The organism is Paraburkholderia sp. Ac-20347 (assembly GCF_017104805.1).
GTDB lineage: Bacteria > Pseudomonadota > Gammaproteobacteria > Burkholderiales > Burkholderiaceae > Paraburkholderia > Paraburkholderia tropica.
This window is the reverse complement of record NZ_JAAGPN010000107.1, coordinates 1-19,427: the sequence shown is the minus strand read 5'-3', so window position 1 is coordinate 19,427 and position 19,427 is coordinate 1. Positions and strand designations below refer to the sequence as shown.

At 61.2% G+C, this 19,427-nt stretch carries 20 protein-coding genes; 5 read left to right on the top strand and 15 right to left on the bottom strand.

Annotated elements, in window-relative coordinates:
- Positions 1 to 46: 46 nt before the first annotated feature.
- The 4 genes from G3N97_RS20420 to G3N97_RS20405 all read right to left on the bottom strand — a co-directional run bounded on the left by G3N97_RS20420 (position 47) and on the right by G3N97_RS20405 (position 5,264).
- On the bottom strand, positions 47 to 1,003 hold the full coding sequence (locus G3N97_RS20420; protein WP_241030701.1) for an iron ABC transporter substrate-binding protein: 957 nt from the start codon (positions 1,001 to 1,003) through the stop codon (positions 47 to 49).
- 208 nt (positions 1,004 to 1,211) lie between these two features.
- On the bottom strand, positions 1,212 to 2,519 hold the full coding sequence (efeB, locus tag G3N97_RS20415) for an iron uptake transporter deferrochelatase/peroxidase subunit (RefSeq protein WP_205994826.1): 1,308 nt from the start codon (positions 2,517 to 2,519) through the stop codon (positions 1,212 to 1,214).
- A 2-nt stretch (positions 2,520 to 2,521) separates the two neighbouring features.
- Positions 2,522 to 3,688: a hypothetical protein gene (locus G3N97_RS20410; RefSeq protein WP_205994825.1), complete on the bottom strand. Its 1,167-nt coding sequence runs from the start codon at positions 3,686 to 3,688 to the stop codon at positions 2,522 to 2,524.
- 100 nt (positions 3,689 to 3,788) lie between these two features.
- On the bottom strand, positions 3,789 to 5,264 hold the full coding sequence (locus G3N97_RS20405; RefSeq protein WP_205994824.1) for a carbohydrate porin: 1,476 nt from the start codon (positions 5,262 to 5,264) through the stop codon (positions 3,789 to 3,791).
- Between the two features lie 401 nt (positions 5,265 to 5,665).
- Here G3N97_RS20405 and G3N97_RS20400 point away from each other — a divergent pair, with 401 nt between their 5' ends.
- The 3 genes from G3N97_RS20400 to G3N97_RS20390 all read left to right on the top strand — a co-directional run bounded on the left by G3N97_RS20400 (position 5,666) and on the right by G3N97_RS20390 (position 8,063).
- Positions 5,666 to 6,523, top strand: coding sequence for an arylamine N-acetyltransferase (locus G3N97_RS20400; RefSeq protein ID WP_205994823.1), 858 nt, complete (start codon positions 5,666 to 5,668; stop codon positions 6,521 to 6,523).
- Between the two features lie 42 nt (positions 6,524 to 6,565).
- Complete coding sequence (locus G3N97_RS20395) at positions 6,566 to 7,243, top strand: isoprenylcysteine carboxylmethyltransferase family protein (RefSeq protein ID WP_205994833.1); 678 nt, start codon at positions 6,566 to 6,568, stop codon at positions 7,241 to 7,243.
- 202 nt (positions 7,244 to 7,445) lie between these two features.
- Positions 7,446 to 8,063 (top strand): hypothetical protein, encoded by a 618-nt coding sequence (locus tag G3N97_RS20390; protein WP_205994822.1) that lies wholly within the window; start codon positions 7,446 to 7,448, stop codon positions 8,061 to 8,063.
- A 552-nt stretch (positions 8,064 to 8,615) separates the two neighbouring features.
- Here the strand turns inward: G3N97_RS20390 and G3N97_RS20385 are convergent.
- From G3N97_RS20385 to G3N97_RS20370, 4 genes are all read right to left on the bottom strand, one after another.
- On the bottom strand, positions 8,616 to 9,341 hold the full coding sequence (locus G3N97_RS20385) for a DUF6602 domain-containing protein (RefSeq protein WP_205994821.1): 726 nt from the start codon (positions 9,339 to 9,341) through the stop codon (positions 8,616 to 8,618).
- A gap of 68 nt (positions 9,342 to 9,409) precedes the next feature.
- Entirely contained in the window at positions 9,410 to 10,171 is a 762-nt protein-coding gene (locus G3N97_RS20380) for a hypothetical protein (protein WP_205994820.1), read from the bottom strand.
- Positions 10,168 to 10,752, bottom strand: a complete 585-nt coding sequence (locus G3N97_RS20375; RefSeq protein ID WP_205994819.1) for a hypothetical protein — start codon at positions 10,750 to 10,752, stop codon at positions 10,168 to 10,170. The genes G3N97_RS20380 and G3N97_RS20375 overlap by 4 nt, the downstream gene beginning before the upstream one ends.
- Positions 10,753 to 11,096: 344 nt before the next feature.
- Positions 11,097 to 12,449 carry an HNH endonuclease signature motif containing protein gene (locus tag G3N97_RS20370; protein WP_205994818.1) on the bottom strand — a complete coding sequence of 451 codons (1,353 nt, stop codon included), beginning with the start codon at positions 12,447 to 12,449 and terminating at the stop codon, positions 11,097 to 11,099.
- 444 nt (positions 12,450 to 12,893) lie between these two features.
- Between G3N97_RS20370 and G3N97_RS20365 the strand changes: the two genes are divergently transcribed.
- Together G3N97_RS20365 and G3N97_RS20360 are read left to right on the top strand one after the other, a co-directional pair.
- On the top strand, positions 12,894 to 13,538 hold the full coding sequence (locus G3N97_RS20365) for an HNH endonuclease (RefSeq protein ID WP_205994817.1): 645 nt from the start codon (positions 12,894 to 12,896) through the stop codon (positions 13,536 to 13,538).
- Between the two features lie 371 nt (positions 13,539 to 13,909).
- On the top strand, positions 13,910 to 14,122 hold the full coding sequence (locus tag G3N97_RS20360; protein ID WP_346778092.1) for a methyltransferase: 213 nt from the start codon (positions 13,910 to 13,912) through the stop codon (positions 14,120 to 14,122).
- Between the two features lie 89 nt (positions 14,123 to 14,211).
- Here the strand turns inward: G3N97_RS20360 and G3N97_RS20355 are convergent, their stop codons facing one another.
- The 7 genes from G3N97_RS20355 to G3N97_RS20325 form a co-directional block, all read right to left on the bottom strand.
- Positions 14,212 to 15,000 carry a hypothetical protein gene (locus G3N97_RS20355; RefSeq protein ID WP_205994815.1) on the bottom strand — a complete coding sequence of 263 codons (789 nt, stop codon included), beginning with the start codon at positions 14,998 to 15,000 and terminating at the stop codon, positions 14,212 to 14,214.
- A gap of 69 nt (positions 15,001 to 15,069) precedes the next feature.
- Positions 15,070 to 15,261 (bottom strand): hypothetical protein, encoded by a 192-nt coding sequence (locus G3N97_RS20350; protein ID WP_205994814.1) that lies wholly within the window; start codon positions 15,259 to 15,261, stop codon positions 15,070 to 15,072.
- Positions 15,236 to 16,240 carry a cytochrome d ubiquinol oxidase subunit II gene (cydB, locus tag G3N97_RS20345; protein WP_205994813.1) on the bottom strand — a complete coding sequence of 335 codons (1,005 nt, stop codon included), beginning with the start codon at positions 16,238 to 16,240 and terminating at the stop codon, positions 15,236 to 15,238. The genes G3N97_RS20350 and cydB overlap by 26 nt, the downstream gene beginning before the upstream one ends.
- A 70-nt stretch (positions 16,241 to 16,310) precedes the next feature.
- On the bottom strand, positions 16,311 to 17,774 hold the full coding sequence (locus G3N97_RS20340) for a cytochrome ubiquinol oxidase subunit I (protein WP_205994812.1): 1,464 nt from the start codon (positions 17,772 to 17,774) through the stop codon (positions 16,311 to 16,313).
- A 303-nt stretch (positions 17,775 to 18,077) separates the two neighbouring features.
- On the bottom strand, positions 18,078 to 18,344 hold the full coding sequence (locus G3N97_RS20335) for a 4-oxalocrotonate tautomerase (RefSeq protein ID WP_205994811.1): 267 nt from the start codon (positions 18,342 to 18,344) through the stop codon (positions 18,078 to 18,080).
- On the bottom strand, positions 18,325 to 19,101 hold the full coding sequence (locus tag G3N97_RS20330; RefSeq protein ID WP_205994810.1) for a class II aldolase/adducin family protein: 777 nt from the start codon (positions 19,099 to 19,101) through the stop codon (positions 18,325 to 18,327). The genes G3N97_RS20335 and G3N97_RS20330 overlap by 20 nt, the downstream gene beginning before the upstream one ends.
- Positions 19,102 to 19,111: 10 nt before the next feature.
- The coding region (locus G3N97_RS20325) for an urea transporter (protein WP_205994809.1) at positions 19,112 to 19,427 on the bottom strand (316 nt) is incomplete at its 5' end.

The following is a 19,427-nucleotide window of genomic DNA, read 5'->3' as shown; positions in this document are numbered from 1 at the left end:
GCCGAGGTAACGGCTTCACTCACAATCGCTTCGCCATCCTTGCGAATTACAGCAGGCCGGCCTGACGCAGCAGACGGCCCGCCTGGCTGTCGTCGCCGAGTTGCTGGATCGTCAGCGCGGGCGGATGCAGCTGATCGAACGGCTTGTTGATCGGATCGCCCTGCACGCCCGGACGCAGCGGATATTCGAAGCTGATGTGGCCTTGCGCCATCAGCTTCTGCGCGCGCTCGCTCACGAGGTAGGCGAGAAACTTCTGCGCGCCGTCCGGGTTGTGCGCCGACTTCATCGCGGCCGCGCCGGAGACGTTCACGAGCGCGCCCACGTCGCCGTTGGCGAAATGCGCGACGGCGCTGCGCGTTTTCTTGTCGCCGAGTTCAGCGTGCAGACGGTCCCAGTAGTAGTTGTTGATGATGCCGGTCGCGACCGCGCCGCGATTGACCGCCGCGACCACGCCTTCGTCGTCGTCGAAAATCTGCGCGTTGGCTTTCAGGCCCTTGAGCCATTCGAGCGTGGCCGCTTCGCCTTTGGCGGCGAGCACGGCGTCGACGAGCGGCAGGAAGTCGGCGTCGCTCGGCGCGATGCCGACCTTGCCCTTCCACTCGGGCTTCGCGAGATCGAAGATCGATTGCGGCAGTTGCGCGGGTTGCAGCTTCACCGTGTTGTACGTCAGCACGTTTTCGCGCGCGGTCACGCCGACCCACTGCCCGGCCGGCGAGCTGTAGTGCGCGGGCACTTCGGCGAGCGTCGAAGCCTGCACCGGCGCGAGCAGGCCTTTCTCTTCCAGCAGCATCAGCTCGGGCGAGTTCTCGGTGAAGTAGACGTCGGCGGGCGTCTTGTCGCCTTCGGCCACGAGTTGCGCGGCCAGCGCCGGACCTTCGCCGCTGCGGATCTTCACGTCGATGCCGGTCTGCTGCTCGAAGTCCTTCGCGAGCTGGTTCACGACCTGCTCGTGCTGGGCGTTGTAGAGCGTGATCGAGGCGGCGTGCGCGCCCAGCGGCAACATCCCCGCAACGGCGAGTGCGAGGGTGGCGGCGCGCAGCGGCGCACCGGAAAAGATCGTCTTCATGTTGGTCGTCTGTTGTTGTTGCTTGTTGTCGAATGAATCCGTGGTGCTGCCTTGTGTCGTGCTGCCTTGTGTTGTGCTGCTTTAAGTCGTGCTGTTTTGCTTCGTGCGCGGTCCGGCGTGCGTCGATGCGCCCGCCGGCCTCGCGTCATGCCTCGAACAGTTGCGCGCCGATGTACGAGCCGGGTTTCGCGCCCGGCGGGCACGCGAACACGGCGCTGCCGACGTGCGTGGTGAACTGGTTCATCATGTCGAACTTCGCGAGCTTCTGGTTGATCGGAATGAAGCCCGTGCGCGGGTCGGCCTGGTGCGCGATGAAGATGAGGCCCGCGTCATATTCGGTTTCCTGACGCCACGGCGGCCAGCGCTCGATATAGAAGTTCGTGCCGTCGTTGTACGAGTACGAGCGGCGCAGGATCTGCGCGCCGTTGTTCGACGCGCGATTCGAAAGGCGCACGTGCGAGTTTTCCGGAATCAGCGGATTGCCGTCCTTGTCGTTCGCGGTGAGATCGACCGTGTCGAATTCCTTCGCCTGGCCGATGGGCGCGCCGCTGTACTTGTGACGGCCGAACACCTGCTCCTGGAAGCCGAGTTCCATCTGGTCCCAGTGCTCGATCGTGATGCGGATGCGGCGCACGACCGTGTAGGTGCCGCCTTGCATCCACGGCGCGTCGGCGGCAGTGGCCCAGACGAACTCGTTCATCGCCTTCGGGTCCGCGGTCGGCGGATTGTTGGTGCCGTCCTTGAAGCCCATCAGATTGCGCGGCGTCTGGTTGCGCGGGCCGGACAGAAAGCCCGCCTGGCCCCAGCGCATGTGCAGTTTGCCGTAGCCCTGGCGCGCGAGCTGGCGCACCGCGTGGAAGGCCACTTGCGCGTCGTTTGCACAGGCCTGCACGTAGAGGTCGCCGCCGGTTTTCTCGGCCACCAGCTGATCGCCGTTGAAGCGCGGCAGATCGACGAGCGCGGCGGGGCGCAGATGCGCGAGGCCGTAACGGTCCTTGCCTTCCGACATGAAGAGGCCGGGACCGAAGCCGAACGTCACCGTGAGACCGGCCGGGCCGAGGCCGAGCACGTCGCCGGAATCGGGCGCGGGCGCATCGTCCTTGCCGTTGTCGAGCGAGGCCGCCGACTGGCCTTGCGTCATGCGCGCGGCCATGTCGGTCCACTGGCGCAGCAGCGCGATCACGTCGTCGCGCGAGGTGGTCGCGAGATCGAAGGCCGCCACATAGGTGTGCGCCTGCTGCGGCGTGACGATGCCGCCCTGATGCGCGGCGTAAAACGGCTCGACTGCGCTCATCGGATCGACGGCTATCGGCGCGCGATGCTTCGCTTCGGCGGCCTGCGTCAGGCCGCTCGCGCCGAGCGACGCGCCAGCGGCCACGGCCGCGCCGCCTGCCTTGAGAAAACCGCGCCGCGCGGGACGCTGCGGCCGGTTCGGGTTATCGTCGGAGGACATGGTTATTTCGCCAGCACGAGAGTGTTCACGTCGTCTTCCACATAGTAGAAGCCGTCGCCCGCCGGTGTCATCGCGATGCCGAACAGGTCGCCGTTGCCCGGGGGCGTCTGCGCCTTGTCGGTGTCGATCCAGCGTGCGTAGAGTTGCTTCGCCGCGACCGGGTCGATCTCGACGACCTGGCCATTGAGCGCGTTGGTCACGAGCAGGTGGCCCTGCGGCGTGGTGATCATCGCGAGCGGGCGGTGCAGCAGGCCGTCCGCAGTCAGTTGACGGCCCACGCCCGCGCTCGTGTCGCGCGTGGTCGGGTCCTCGATCACGTTGATGCGGTTGCCGATCGCGTCGGACACATAGAGCAGCTTGTTGTCGGCGGACAGCGCGAGGCCGGTCGGACCGACGAGGAACACGCCGCGGTCGGCGCGCGCGCCGAAGCCGCTCGCGATCACCGTTTCGCTCTTGACCGTGGGCGCCTGGCCGTTCGGGATGTCGAGTTCCATGCGCAGCACGGTGGCCTGCTTGAAGATCGGCGGTTCGCCGTCCGGGCCGAGGTCCGTGCCGCCCACGCCGAAGCCCGCGTTGCTCACAAACAGCGTGGCGTGATCGCCGTTGTCGATCACGGCCATGTTGCCCCACGGATCGTTGATGTTCGGGCTGCTGATGGCCTTCGCGATCTTGCCGTTGCTGTCGAGCACGATCAGGCAGCCCGCGCCCTTGGTGTTGGTCGTGCCGTCGTTGCTCGGCGTGCTGCCGACGATCACCCAGCCCGACTTCAGCATCGTCATCGCGGTCGAGAGGCCGACGCCGCCGGGACATTCCTTGAGATCGCGCGGAATGGTGGCGAACAGCGTCATCTGCTTCGTGTCCGGGTGGTAGTCGACGATGGTCGATCCCGTGCCCTGCATGTTCGACGCGTTGTTGAAGTTGTCGATCAGCACGTCGCCCTGTTTGACCGTGCCGGCGCTCACCGGCGCGACGAAGATCGCATACGGATTCTGGTCGCCGTTATCGGGCACGGTGTTGATGAGCGTGGTCTGGTGCTTGACGATCTCCAGCATGCCGGGCTCGCCCGCATGAGCGAGGGGCGCGCCGAGCAGCGCGGCGGCGGCGAGCGCGAGCGCCGCGCGGGTGGCGTGAGCCGAGCACAACAGGAGCTTGCGCGTGGCGTGATTCATTGTGTATTTCTCCGTGCCTCGCGCGCGCACGCACGCGCACTGGCGTGCGCGGCGAGGTGGCGTGAGGACTTGGGGTTAGACATGATGCGTGAGGTGTGGATCAGAACGTGATGACGGTGCGCACGCCGAGCACGAAGGTGTTGCGCAGCGGCTGGGTCGCGTCGTTCGGGTTCTGGCCCGCGCCCGCGTTGAACGTGTATTGCGCGTCGGCCTGCATTTGCCACCACGGATTGATCTGATACTGATAGGTCGCTTCGAGCGTGGTTTCCTGCGTGCGCACGCCGTACGGTCCCGTGTTGAACGTGCGGTAGTCCATGTCGAGATCGTGCACCGCGTTGCTGACCTTGATGTACGTGACGGCGAGACCGACGCTGTCGTTGTCGCGGCCCTTGAACGGCGCTTTCATCACGACGCCCGCGTTGGCCGAGAAGTCGACGAGATTGCGGTCGCCCGGCGCGCCCATCACGCGCGCGAACACGCCGATGCTGCGCGGTTCGTCGGGGTCCGGACGCCACACCATCTGATCGGCGACGGCGTAGATGCTGTAGTTGCCGCGATGCTCGGCGGCGATGCCGGTGCTCGCCGGATTGTTGAGCGAGAGGCCGGTGTTGTCGTAATGCTGATCGGCGAACGAATTGCTGTTGTACCAGAAGCCGATCTTATACGTGCCGGGCAAGCCCTGGCTGTCGGCGCTCACGAGTTCGCCTTCGGACGGCTGGTTGATCGAGTACTGCAATTCGCCGATCACCAGCGCGCCGTTGTGCAGATTGAAATTCGTGCCGCTGAGATTGTTCGGGTTGTTGCCGAGCGGATCGCCGTCGAACACGCCGATCAGGCCCGTGAGCGACGGCGTGATCTGGCCGCGCACGCGCACGCCGAGACCGGCGAGCGGATACGCGGGACCGCCCGAAGGCATGTCGTACGAGGGCAGCGCGGGCCAGCCGAACATCGTGTTGACGAACAGCGCCGCGTACTGGCTCGTGATGAATTCCTGGTCGATACTTTGCTGACCGACCTTGATGTCGAGCTTCCTGTCGAGGAAGGACTGCTGATACCACATCTCCCACAGACGCGTGGTGTCCTGCGCCTCGATCCCGCTCGCCGTGTTCAGCGTGCCGAGATTGTTCGCGCTCAGATTCGAGCCGTGAATCTGCAATGCGCTGATGTTGAACAGGCCGCCCGGAATGCCGAGCGCCTTGCTCGTATCGAGCTGCAACGTGGCGGTGGTGAGACCGTCATAGGTGCCGCCGCGATTGAGACCGCCGCGCACGTTCGCGAGATATTCGCTGGTTTCGGTCAGGTCGAGCGTGACGCCGTACTTGCCGAGCCACGGACGCAGGCCGCCCATGTCGCCGAGCAGATTCTGACGCGCCCAGATACCCGTGAAGAAGTTGGACGGTTCCGCCTTGATCGCGAGATCGGCCTCGGGCGCTTCGGGTTGCGCGTCGGGGTTGCCGCTCGTCTGTGCCTGCGCCGCGCCGCATGCGAAGGTCGCGCATGCCGCCGCCCACAGCGCGAGTCCGCGCAAGGCGGGCGCACGCCGTCCGAACGCACCGTCTGTCCGGTTGTGTTTCATCGTATTCCTTAATTATTTAATTCTTCGCCGAGGGATCGAGTCGCGCATGCGCTAGTGTTGGGCGCCTTAATTCCTGAGTCTTTTACGAGTCTCCAAGACGCCGCCATCGTACTCAGCGATATCTTGAAGGTCAACACAAATGAGAATGATTCTCACGATGATTACGTGGTGTAAGGGCGGTGTTTACGATTGCCTGTCGAAGTGAATTCAAACGATTAAGAAACGTTAAAAAACGCCATTCGGTATGACGAAAGAAGTCGCTTATCATCGATGTAATTCGCGTACTTAAAACGCGTTTGTCGTGGGTGCGTGCAAGGTGCAAAAGCAATGCGCCAAAGCAATGCGCGCTGATCGCGTAAACCCGACCTCACATCTCTCTTTTTTAAAGCCAGGCTGTCTCCATGTCCGACCAGGATTTCAAGCTCGATCTCGATCGCTATTTTGCCCGCATCGGTTACGAAGGGCCGCGCAACGCGACACTCGACGTGCTGCGCACGTTGCATCGTCTGCATCCGTGCGCGATACCTTTCGAAAATCTCAATCCGTTTACGGCGCGCGGCGTGTCGATCGCGTTGCCCGATATCGTCGCGAAGCTCGTCGACTCGCGGCGCGGCGGCTATTGCTTCGAGCACAACACGCTGTTCGCGCATGTGCTGATGCAACTCGGCTTCGCCGTCGAACCGCTCGCGGCGCGCGTGCTGTTCGGTCAGCCGAAGGACACCGCCTCGCCGCGCACGCACATGCTGCTGCGCGTGCAGGCCGACGGTCAGGCGTGGCTCGTCGACGTGGGCTTCGGCGGGGCGTCGCTGAGCGCGCCGCTCGCGTTCGCGCAGCGCGGCGAGCAGGCGACGCCGCTCGAACCCGCTCGCCTGACACCGAGGAGCGAGACGAACGAGACGAGCGCGCGCGAATGGACGCTCGAGCATTTCGACGGCGAAGCGTGGGGCGACGTGTATCGCTTCGAAGACGCGCCCGCGCTCTGGTGCGATTACGAAGTGGCGAACTGGTACACGTCGGCGTCGCCGGAATCGTTCTTCACGGACTGTTTGATCGTGTGCATCGCGCGCGAAGGCCGTCGCGCGATTCTCTTCAACGACCGCTACACGGAGCGCGACGTCGCCGGCCACGCGACGCATCGCACGCTCGCCAATGCGGGCGAGCTCGACGATTGCCTGACGACGCAATTCGGCATCGACACGGCGGGCTTCGACATGCAGGCGAGTTTCGCGCGCGTGCAGGGACGAGGCGAAAAGCGCTGAAGCTCGCGGAGGCGTCGGCGCAAGGAGGGCATCATGAAGCCGCTGATCGTGCGTCTTTTTACGCAGACGCTCATCTGGCTCGCGTTTCAGGGCGTCTTGCTGTTTGCGTCGGCGGGCACGCTCGCGTGGCCGGCCGCGTGGTTGTGGCTGCTCGAATGGGCCGCGTGCTGCGTCTGGATCGGTCTGTGGCTCGCGCGCACCGATCCGGGTCTGCTCGCCGAGCGGCTCGCGCCCATCGCGCAGCGCGGGCAGCAGCGCTGGGACCGCGTGTTCATGGTGTCGGTCGCGCTGGGCTGGTGCGCGTGGCTGTGCCTGATCGGTCTCGACGCCGTGCGTTATCGCTGGTCGCAGGTGCCCGTTTGGCTCAGTGTGTGCGGCGCGGTGGCGATCTTCGTCGATCTCTATGCGACGCGCGGGGTGTTCGCGGCGAACCGCTATGCGGCGCCCGTCGTGAAGATTCAGCGCGAGCGCGGCCATGCGCTGAGCGACAGCGGGCCGTATGCGTATGTGCGCCATCCGATGTACGCGTTCGCGATTCTGCTGCTGGCGGGCACGCCGCTGATGCTCGGCTCGTGGTGGGGGCTGGCGTGCGTGCCGGCGATGGTCGCGGCGATCGGCTGGCGCGCCGTGCGCGAGGAACGCACGCTGGCTGCGGAGCTGCCGGGCTATCGTGCGTATCTGGAGCGGGTGAGGTACCGGTTTTTGCCGGGGGTGTGGTGATTGTGGAACGGTAGTAAATATTACGAGTGGAACCCTCAAACTCAGTCATGGGTACGTAGTGGCGACGTAATGTGCGATCCTGCGACGGGAAATATTGGTTGGGACATGTCGAATCCGACAAATTCCGGAAAGACTATTGATCAATTGCACGAACGCGATAAGGACACGTACAAAGATATGCAAAAGGGGCGTAACAAGGATCATGTCTGGATTTACTCGGGAATTTGCTATGCGGATCATGTCGCCGGGAATTAAGCAACTTGCTTTTTTTTTGATGTTGAGTGTGAGTGGCACGAGTGTGTTCGCGAAGGTACCTTCGCCGGTGCAAGTTGATCTTGAGGGAGGCCGATTTGTGCAACAAAAGGACCATCGTCTTTACATTGTGGATGCCGGTAAACGGGAGGTATTTCCCGTGCGGGTGCCGACCCCACTGAATCGAGTTCTCAAGACATCTTCAAGCATTGGCTTTCCTGCCGATCACTCACGCCTGATAGGTGGGAAAGAGTATATTCTTCTCGTCGTTAATCAGTCATCGAGCAACAACCCGATGGGCTACTGCGGCGCGGGTGAAGAGGGAACGCTATATGTGCTCGAATTGCGTAACAATATCGCGACGCCGAGTTTTTCCGTACCTGTTCAGAGTTGTCTGAATGATCTTGATTTGGCTACCGATTCCAACCGGAGGTCGGAATACCTGGCGATAGAGTGGAAGATCGATCCAATAGGAATCCAGATTAATTGGGATGTCTATGGTTCTGAAAATGACGTTTCACATTTCTATAGATATCAGGATGGTCAGTTCATAGGGGCGAGCCAATAAGAGTCTGTTGATGCTGAGTCGGCACTCGCCGTGACCGTTATTTGATAGGAGGCGAATGTGTGCCCTCACATGGGTACGCAGAGTCATAGGATTTTCGCGCTCGACAGAACTGAACCGGTAGATCGCCCGTTGGCCTGCGGGGCACGGGTACTGCGTGTCACTGGTCTAACTCGCTACAGTCGGTCGACGGGTCGTCTCCGACGGCAGCTAAGAGGGCATATCGGCTCTCCGCATGTCGGCTTGTAGTGAAAAATCTGGTTCAACTGCGGGTGGACTGCGTCCAAAAAACTTGGGGTAGGGCGTTCAGGGCTGTTTCGAAATATTTTGCACGCGTATATACAGAACACGTGCGGCATCCGATGAAAATATGTTCGTTTGTGGAACTATCGATTGCAGAGTTTGCTTCGTGGTGCGTAGTGATGACTCTAACGGCAGTAGGCGACCCAAAACGGTCCGTCCTGTCGTGCGCCGTTAACGTCTGCTCACCTGACTCATAGCGCTCGTCCTCGATTAGATCCTCTCAAACGAGAATTCGAGAACGCCAAGGTCTGACTATGAAATATACGCTTCCCACTCGATAGACCTCATCACCATTCGCCCGGTTACTTTCGACAGTAACGCAAGAAAGCGTGCAAGGCCTACTGCAGGATCCTTATAGCAAAGATACTGTTCAGAACCGCTCTGTAAAAAGAGGAAGCCTTCATTCTTTATCAGAATTCCCCTCGTCAAATCGAGGTAGACATCTGGCTTGCTTGCCTCGGGAAGAGTGCCGAGCTTCCTGCTGATGGCGTCCAAATCCGATCCCTCGTATGTCAACACGACGTGAAGAATTCTGCTGTATGGCCAGTCAAGATCACCCAGTTGTGCGCCCGCAAGCGTCGTCGGCACCAAACGCTTTACGCTCGCAATATTGTCAGCGATGTCATCTAGTACAGATGATGTGATTTGGGTCTTAATCTCGAAAGTCGCAACCGTCCCTTCTTGAAAGATTAAGTCGTGGCCGCTTGCGAAAGCCAGTCTCGGCATTGATTTCAACATCAACACAATGTCTTGCTGTTTCGAGCGTTGCCCGGTTGAATCAACGATCACGCCGCTGACGACGCTAGTCATCTCAGGAAGATGACTAGTCAGAAAATCCTGAATCAGGCGCTCCCTCGCTGTGCCAGCGGTTGCCGCGTGTCCCAAGACCTCGGTCATCTTGTATTGGGCATTGAGTGCATCGACTGCTCCCCGACAATATCTAACTAACGGTTTCATTGTTTGTTTTTTGAATTCCATTGCATAGTAATGGCCGCGCTTATTATCGCGCTGAGATTGCGACGCAGAACTTTCGGCAGGCACCTTGCTTAAAGATCTAGGTCCGCAAGCGTTTGCATAGGATTCGCAGGCGCTCCCACTGGCCGAGCGCGAGCAACGACGACTGCTCTATCTGAACTTAGGCTGGTGCTGACAATATCCGCTACCTGTGCCGAACTAACTCCACGCGTGCCGATCCACCCATCCCGAAGAAGCTCCGCGAAAAGAGTGTTGCTCAGGTGGCGCGCGGTGTTTTCGAACGTGATTTGGCGGCCGCCTCGGGGACCCAGTGCAGCAGGATCGGCCAATACAGCTTGAACGTGCTCGCGTGCGAGATACATGCCTGGGAGGAGTGCCTCTGACAACACTTCTAACTGTAGGCGCGAGCATAGCTTGAAGAAAAAACCGTCTCCGGAAAGCCTGAACATACTTTTTCCGTCGGCGATTCGCCATTGGTCCTGCGATGTATTGCGGAATTCGATCATACGAGCCAATTCCGCATCAAAACGTTCGTCCGGACGATAAACTGCTAAAGCCTCCGGAGTGTCTTTTGCACGTTCCATGCACTTATATTGGACCATTGTCCAAGCCTCAAATGGCTCATTGAGGTACAGCAAATCTACGCCTAGAGCATGCTCCACCGCGCTTCGGTTGACATTGAACACTTCAAGCTTGCGATTGCCAGAGGCAAAGACGGCTCCAATTGCGGTGTGCCGAACCGAGTCCGTGCCGGGGAACTGTGCTGCATCGTGAGCAATAAGTTGATCTTCTATTGTTCGTACACCTGCTAACCCATCAAGGAACGAAGTCAAGTGATCGCCATCGGGCGCAGTCCATCCTTGGAGTGATGCTTTGCGCAATTTACCCGTTTGGTCAAACACATCGAGCGCCAGCCCACGGCGTCCCGCTGCTGCGCCACTATCTCTGTGCCGGGTCGGTTGATATGTTCGGTACTCTGATCTCTCAGGCGCTCCAGGCGCTCGATGATTTGGAGCGATTCGGCGCTGACTTGACCTATGACCGTTTTGAGTTTCTGCCAAGTTCCTGGCGGCACCGCCCCGCCCGTTCCCGAGCGGCTGCTAATGATATTTTTCTGGATTGACGGTCCCATTCTTTGGGCTACATCGGCGATGCGAATGCTTGTGGGGCTAACCTCAGTAAACTCAATTCGAACTTTGCCTGTAGCGACGCGTTTTCCCTTTCTTGCTAGTGCCCAGTGAGTGATTTCGCCCGGCGCAAAAAGGAGGCCACAAACCTCCCATTGCCGAATTGGCCAATCGTCGCTACTAAGAGCATCTGAAAAACCTTGAGTCAGGTCGCGCACCTCCCTCAAGAGAAAGCTGCGGCGTTCCTCGTCGAATTGGATCAGATATCCGGCAGCGCGTCTCGTCATAGATGCGGTATCGATTAGGTGAAAGTTAATAGCTCACCGACAGACTTGTTAACGTCGGTGGGATAACTGCTTCACAGGCGTTGACGAAAGTCCGTCGCAAGACGGTCGAACGGCCGCACTCAGCCCCAAACAGCCTTTCGGATTCTATTCTCGAGCGACTTCTTTTGGCAGAGCGCCGACACATGCGCTTTGCATGGGCGCGCTGATAAGTGGCTTCGGGTGGCCGCGTCTGTGGGACCAGAAGCCATCGTCTGGGTCGCTGCAGCGGCTATGGCCTCTTTCGAGCCCCATAGACCAAGCCATGCACAATCGTCAGCCACTTGTCGACCGTTGCCTTATCCAAGCTAAGCAGAGCCCGGAGGCTCGGTCATCCAGCCCAAACGTAGTACGGCGGCTTCAAGAGCCTGAGTGCTAGGAGAAGCTGATATCGGGCTCGCGCACCGCAAGGATTTTCCATGCAGATGTCCATAATCTGCAGAGGTGCGAAGTGACGGCGCTAGGAGCACGTTTCTTGTAGCTGGGTCGATTCCAATCAAATCGCAGTCAAGCAGCGTGTGAAGGTCTGTGCGCAGTAGGAGCCCGTTGGTCACGTGGTTAGTGTTGGGACCAAGGTAGGGCGTGATATGGGCCGCTTCTAGCACGTCCCTGATGTCGCATCCCGTGATTGCGCAGCGACCACCATAGGCTGCCAGCAACATTTCTCTGAAGTTCTTTTGACCACGCCTAACCTTAATTCCGCGTGTAACCCGTTCGCGGGCGTCTTCGATTTCGCCTGGATTAAATGAATCCATGTCAGCTTCGTCGGCCGCAAGTTGGAAAGCCCCGTCGCACGGCACACTGGACAGCTCAGAAAACAGCGTCAGAAAGTCCTTGGGCAACTTGAAGCCATAGCCCTGCAGCAGGCGCAAGTCGCGCACGCCAGACACCTCGAATGGAAAATATAGCGAGACCCCTTTGCTGTGGCACGCGTACACGTCATCTACGAGTTGCCTTAAACGAGAGGCGCTCTTCCTCAATATCTCAAGTGTCAGTACCTGCGGGAGTTGTTGATAATCTGATAGTCGAATCAGATAGCCCGGCCGAGCTATGGGGGCGTCCCCTCTGGCTCGCGCAGAAGTCCCACGCGCTGCCCACACTATGGATGCGTCGCGCGGTGGAGAGGCGATTCGTGACCAGCCGACTATGCCGCCAACTCCGGGGCTCTTGTCGTAGTGCAGAACGATATCCCCAATCCGGGCCTCCTTGAGCAAGGAATAGTGCCAGTTATCGTGGCCTTTGGCATCGGTGAGGGGCGCTCGCAGATCGGCTCCGATGTCAGCCCTATCCGTAGCTTCCAACCAAAAGCGCTCAGTTGGATCGCTAGCCCACCAATGGCTTCGTGACTTAGTTGTATGCGAACGATCAGGCATGCTCTTACTTGCTCCGGAGCGGCTATTGCGATACAGCTCGGGAAGCGATTCGTCAAACGGTATCCGGTGGACGGCGTAAGTCCGTCCGTCATGCTCAAACGGCTTGGTTGCCGCTTGCGTCTCCTGGTCGGGATTCTCATCGCTAGCCTTGTTAAGGGCCGTACGGAAGGGAATGTGCTCAGAACGTCCGCGATTGAAGTGGTAGAACAAGTCTTCCATCAAACGGAATTTTTGAGTTCGACCGTCGCTGTCAGTGATCGCTACGCTGTATTTTTTGTGGTAGGCCATTGCGGTTCATGATCCTTTTAGCGTGCGCTGGACGATTGGAGGAATTAGTCTTCAGATGTCGAATGTACTGCTACCGACCACACCGGCAGCGCTCAACAAAAGGAAGCTGAGCACCCTTGACAACCGCACTCGTCATTGAGAGTTACGATATCCGGAGGCGGCTAAGTTTTTGTTGCCTCTTAGGCGAATCCCCGGGTCGTTGCGCTGCAAACACCGCCCATAGCCACCCAAAATGCAGACAGGCCTTCGCACACTATAAACATGTCAAAGATAAATCAAATGGATCGCGCGCGCCTCGCTTGGCCGGTGCTCGCGGCAGTAGCAGAGAAGCGGCAGACCATTACATACAAGCGGCTAGGCGCCCGTATAGGAGTGCATCACCGAGCTATCCGCTACGTGCTGGGGCTCATACAGGACTACTGTATCGAGTCCGGGCTCCCTCCGATGACGATTCTCGTCATAAATGGATCTGGTCTCCCGGGGACGGGCTTCATTGCGCATGATAGAAATGACTTTGTTAGTGGTCTAGAGCGCGTATGGTCGTACCCTTGGGTACGGGAGCGGAACCCGTTCGATTTCGCTGCGGAGGGACTATCGTACGACTCGCTGTTGGCAACGCTAACTGAAGATCCAAGTGAGTCGGAACAGGTCTACGCGCGGGTCAAGTCCCGCGGAATCCAACAGATCTTATTCCGCGATGCCGTCAGGAAAGCTTACTCTTGGCAATGCGCATTTACCAAAATGAAGTTCCATGTCGCACTGGAAGCTTGCCACATTGTGCCTTGGTCGGAAGGGACACCTCAGCAGCGTCTTGACGTGCGTAACGGCATTTTGCTTAACCCGCTACACCACAAGCTTTTTGATACTGCCTACATAACGCTCCGATCGGACTATACGATTGCCTATTGGGATCCACAGGCATCCTCGCGAAAGCATTCGCCGTTAGAAGCAAGCCTGACTACAGCGCTCCACGGGCATCCAATGCACATTCCGCGCCAAGTTAAACATCGACCACTAACCGACTATATCGAGCAGCACAATGATACTTTGCGCTCGAAATTCGCTGATTGGAAGAATTCCGATCTTTGATTGGATGTACGCTAAGCCTCAATCTTGTCAAAGATCCCGTAGGTACTATAGGACCGACACGGAACTTCGCCCTATCGGACGCTACACTTTGCTCGTCATACGCGAAGATGGTACTGTCTATGCGGACCTGAACACGGTTCGTCTGGGTGCTTGGTGCGACAAACAGGGATTTGAGTTCACCCAAGTGGGCACTTCTTCGGGAGACTTTGAGTGACCGACATTGGCCCGTGTCTGCCTTTTCTACCGGCCCTCTGCAGGCCGGCTCGCGGCACCCAATTTGAGTCAGATGCCGGCGCCTTGCGCCGAAAAGCCCGCAGGGTAAGCCTTTCGGCGGTTTTCGCAATTTTTTTGCACACATATATACAGAACACTTGCGCCACCCGATGTACGCGTTCGCGATTCTGCTGCTGGCGGGCACGCCGCTGATGCTCGGCTCGTGGTGGGGGCTGGCGTGCGTGCCGGCGATGGTCGCGGCGATCGGCTGGCGCGCCGTGCGTGAGGAACGCACGCTGGCCGCGGAGCTGCCGGGCTATCGCGCGTATCTGGAGCGGGTGAAGTACCGGTTTTTGCCCGGCGTGTGGTGAGCGTATGAATCGGTAAAACGGATCGCCCGCGCGCCGCGCAACACGGCGCGCGCCCAGCGATATTGACGCGGCGTATCAGTCCGCGAAGATCAGAAATTCCCCGGCGACTGGCGCGGATCGAGTTCCTTCGCATAGCGCCGATGCAGCCACGCCAGCGCCGTCGTCGTGACCAGCACGAAGGCGATATTCGCGGCGCTCTGTCCGAGCGCCAGCACGGCGAGCCCGGCGGGCGTCTGCACGCGTTCCGGCGTGATGCCCGCGAACACGAGGCCGACCATCACGATCGTGCCGCAGACGAGCACCGGCAGCGCCGCCATGAACGCGACGCCCGCGAGACTCCAGAAGTGCCCGCGGCTATCGCGCCAGGCCGCGCCGAACGCCAGACGCCCGCCGATGGCGAGCGCGGGAGAAAGCAGGCACAGGCGCACCGCTACGCACATCCAGAGCGTGACGACCACCAGCGAGAGAAACAGCGTGCCGCCCGCGTGATGCGGCCGCAGCACCAGCCAGAACAGCGCCATCGCGAGCGCGCCGCCGACCACCAGCACGAGGCCGTAGCCGAGCATGCGCAGCAGCGGCATCGCGCCGCCCGGCATGATCGGCGTGGCCTGCTCGCCGAGCAGCACGAAGCGGAAAATCTTGAGCGTGAACCAGAGATAGACGAGCGCGTTGAGGATCGTGGCGATATTGGCCGCCAGGATCAGGCCCGTCGAGGGATCGTCGCCTTCGCCCGGCACCGGCCGTCCGGCCATCGCCAGCCAGCCGAGCGCCGCGTAGATCAGGAAGGTGCCGATGACGAGCCCCGGCATCTGCGTGACGGCTTCGCGCGCGCTGCCCCAGGCGCGCTTGACGCATTCCATGAAGGTCATCTGTTGCATGATTCTTGTCGTAAGAGTTGACAGACGGCCTACAGTCTAACGCGCCGCGGGGCAGCACGGGCTGGCGCGTTATTTCACGGCGAACAGCGTGAGATTCATGAACACCTTGAAGACGAATCCGAGCGAGACCGCCGCGCCCACGCCGCCGCACCAGAGCAGGACGAACCAGACCCAGCCCGGCAGCTTGCGCGCGCGCGCTTGGTCGGCGGATCGGGGCGTGGATTGAAGCACGTTTTCAGTGGTAGTGATGGGTGTCGCCATGGCGGAGCTTGCCTCGGAAGACCCAGTAACCCAGCGCCGTATAAGCGAGGATGATGGGCAGGATGAACGATGCGCCGATCAGCGTGAAGGTCTGGCTTTCGCGCGGCGCGGCGGCTTGCCAGAGCGTGAGCTGCTGCGGAATCGCAAACGGCCACAGGCTCACCAGCAGGCCCACGTAGCCGAGCAGCACGAGCGCGAGCGCGGCGACGAACGGCGTCTTGTGATGGCGCGACTGCACGGCCCAGCGCATCCACACGGCGCACGCCACCACCAGCAGCGGCACCGGCGCGAGACGCCAGAACAGGCCCGAATGGAACCAGCGGTAGGCGATGGTCGGGTCCTGCATCGGCGTCCAGAGACTCACGAGTCCGATGAAGCCGAGCAGCATCACCGTGAGCGGCCAGACCAGCTTGTGCAGGCGGCGTTGCAGATCGCCTTCGGTCTTGGCGACGAGCCAGCAGCTGCCGAGCAGCGCATAGGTCGCCACGAGGCCGAAGCCCGAGAGCAGCGTGAACGGCGTGAGCCAGCCGAAGGCGTCGCCGGCGAACTGGCCGTTCGCCATCGGAATGCCTTGCAGGAAGGCGCCCAGCGCGATGCCCTGGAAGAACGCCGCGCCCGTCGAGCCGCCGATGAAGGCGAGGTCCCACAGATGCTTCGTGCGGTTCGCCTTCGCACGGATCTCGAACGAGACGCCGCGGAAAATCAGGCACGCGAGCATGAAAACGAGCGGCAGATAGAGCGCCGAAAGCACGGTCGAATAGACGATCGGAAACACGGCGAACAGACCGGCGCCGCCCAGCACGAGCCAGGTTTCGTTGCCGTCCCAGACGGGCGCGACGGTGTTCATCATCAGATCGCGTTCTTCTTCATCGGGGAAGAACGGAAACACGATGCCGATGCCCAGATCGAAGCCGTCGAGCACGACGTAGAGCAGAAGGCCGAGCGCGATGATCGCGGCCCAGATGACGGTGACATCCATGAGTGGCTTGCCTCGTTGCGTAGGTGCGTAGGTGCGTTTGTGCGATGCGGATGAAAGTGCGTGTCGGGTGTCAGGCGTCGATCAGTTGATCGGCGGCGGACATCGGGCGGCGCGCGGTCTGGTTCGCGGCGAGCGCGGGATGCGCTTCGTTCGCGTGGCCGGGCGTGCCATTCATGCCATGCGTGCCGTGCGTGTCATCGGAGCCGGGCAGCGCCGGACCCTTGCGCATCAGCTTGAGCAGGTAGTAAATGCCCGTGCCGAACACGAGGAAATACACCGCGATGAACGCCATCAGCGAAATGCCCACTTGCTGCGCGGTGAGCGGCGAGACGGCCTGCGACGTGCGCATCACGCCGTAGACGACCCACGGCTGGCGGCCCGCTTCGGTGGTGATCCAGCCCGCGAGCAGCGTGATGAAGCCGGTCGGCCCCATCGCCAGCACGAAGCGCTGGAACAGGCGCGATTCGTACAGCGTGCCGCGCTTGCGCAGCCACCAGCCCGCGACGGCCAGCACGATCATCAGGATGCCGAGGCCGACCATCACGCGGAAGGTCCAGAAGATGAGCGTCGAGTTCGGACGCTGATCGGGCGGAAACGACTTGAGACCCTTGATTTCGCCGTCCCAGCTATGCGTGAGGATCAGGCTGCCGAGGTGCGGAATCTTCACGGCGTAGCGCGTGGTTTCCGCCTGCATGTCGGGAATGCCGAACACGTTGAGCGAGGTGCCGCCCTGCTCGGTGTCCCACAGCCCTTCGATCGCGGCGATCTTCGCGGGCTGATATTCGCGCGTGTTCAGACCGTGCGCATCGCCGACGAAAGCCTGCACCGGCGCGAGCACGAGCAGCAGACCGAGCGCCATCGAGAACATCTTCTTCACGGCGGGGTCGCGGCGGCCCTTGAGCAGATGCCACGCGCCCGTCGCGGCCACCACCAGCGCGGCCACGATGAACGCGGCGATCGCCATGTGCGCGAGTCGGTACGGAAACGACGGATTGAAAATGATCTTGAGCCAGTCGGTCGGCACCACGTGGCCGTCGACGATCTTGAAGCCTTGCGGCGTCTGCATCCAGCTATTCGAGGCGAGAATCCAGAACGTCGAAATGAGCGTGCCGATCGCGACCATCAGCGTCGCGCCGAAGTGGGCGCGCGCGCTCACGCGGTTCCAGCCGAACAGCATGATGCCGAGGAAGCCGGCTTCGAGGAAGAACGCCGTCATGACTTCGTACATGAGCAGCGGGCCCGTGATCGGACCGGCGAACGACGAGAAGCCGGCCCAGTTGGTGCCGAACTCGTAGCTCATCACGACGCCCGAGACGACGCCCATGCCGAAGGCGACGGCGAAGATCTTCGACCAGAACAGGCAGAGGTCTTTGTAGAACGGTTTGCGCGTCTTGAGCCAGCACGCTTCTAGCACCGCGATGAAACTCGCGAGACCGATGGAAAGCGCGGGAAAGACGATGTGAAACGAGACGGTGAAGGCGAACTGTAGCCGGGCGAGATCGAATGCGGATAGAGCGGGGATGGACGATTGCATATGCGTGCCTTGCGTGGCTGTATTTGCTTGCGTGACGCATGCGTTGCCGCGTGCGAATGGACGTAAGCGTAGGGGAAGCCCGCGCGTCGTGCTGCGCTGCGACATGCGCCAGCATGTCGCAGCAGTCAATCGTCAAGTCAAAAGTCGGTGCGCTAACGCGTTGATAAGGATCAATTTAGCGAGAGGATTCGCTATGTCTTGATGTGGCGCAAGGTGTGCGCGCTGCGTCAATTTGCGTCAATTTGGATCGCGTTCAAACGGCGTCGCGCGTTGTGCGTCAATTCGCCCAGGTGCGCGGCGCGCTCAGCGCGGATCGCTCCAGAGTTTGCCCGCCGTCGCCCAGTTTTCGGGCTTCACGTCGTGAAAGATGATGTCGACGGACGAGGCGTCCACGCCGAGTACCTTGCAGGTGGTGTCGGTCAGCGCGGCGGCGAGTTCGCGTTTCTGTTCGACGCTGCGTCCTTCGAACATTTCGATGTGGAATGTCGGCATGGTGAGGCTCCTGGTTGGGTGTCTTCGGGTGTCGCTGGGTATTCGGTTTCGATGCGGATCAGTCGCGGTACGAAGCATCGAGACGATCTAGCTTGCGCAGCAGTGCGGGCCATTCGAGTTCGCCTTCGATTGCGCCGTCGTCGTCGAGTTGCAGCGCCGTGCGCGCGCAGACTTCGGGCGGCGGCACGACGAGCGGCACGCCGCCCGCCTGCGCCTGCAATTGAATTTCGCAGGCCTTGACGAGCGTGGCCATCAGCACGAAGGCTTCGGCAACGGTGCGGCCCGTCGTCAGCGTGCCGTGATTGCGCAACAGCATCGCGAACTTCGCGCCCAGATTCGCCGTGAGGCGCACGCCTTCGGCGGGCGTGAACGCGAGGCCTTCGTAGTCGTGCCACGCGAGGCGCTCGTGGAAACGCAGCGCGTGCTGCGAAGCGGGCAGCAGGCCGTCGCGTTGCAGCGAGACCGCAATGCCCGCCGTATTGTGCAGATGCATCACGCAGACGGCGTCGGCGCGCGCGAGATGGACGGCGGCGTGCAGCGCGAAGCCGGTCGCGTTCACGCGATACGCGCTCTCGCCGACGATGTGTCCTTCGGTATCGATCTTCACGAGATTCGACGCGCACACTTCGTCGAACGCGAGGCCGAACGGATTGATCAGAAAGCGGCCGGGCTGATCGGGAATGGCCGCGGAAACGTGCGTGTAGATCAGATCGTCCCAGCCGAACAGCGCGATCAGGCGGTAGGCGGCGGCGAGGTCGACGCGCAACCGGCGTTCGGCGTCGGAAGGCGGTGCGGTGTCGGCGCGAATGCCGGTGGGGCGATGGGCGAAGGACATGGCGGGTTCTCTAGCGGTCGTTAAGCCGGTCGTTAAGCCGGATGGCGGCGGGCGAGACGGGCGCGGCGCGCGTGAATCCGCACAGCCGCCACGCGCCATGCACGGCCCAGCCTGCGAGCGCGAACGGCGCGGTCATCGAGGGCAAACCGAGACAGGTCGCGACGAGATGCAGCGCCGCCGCAAGCATCGTCGCACAGATTGCGGCGCGTGCGCCGAGCGTACTGGCGGCGAGCGCCGCGAGCGCGCCGTTGAAACCGCAGAGGCCGGCGTCGAAGTTCGCGCCGGGCGCGCCCGCGAGCCATTCGATGCCGCTCGCGAGCGCCGCA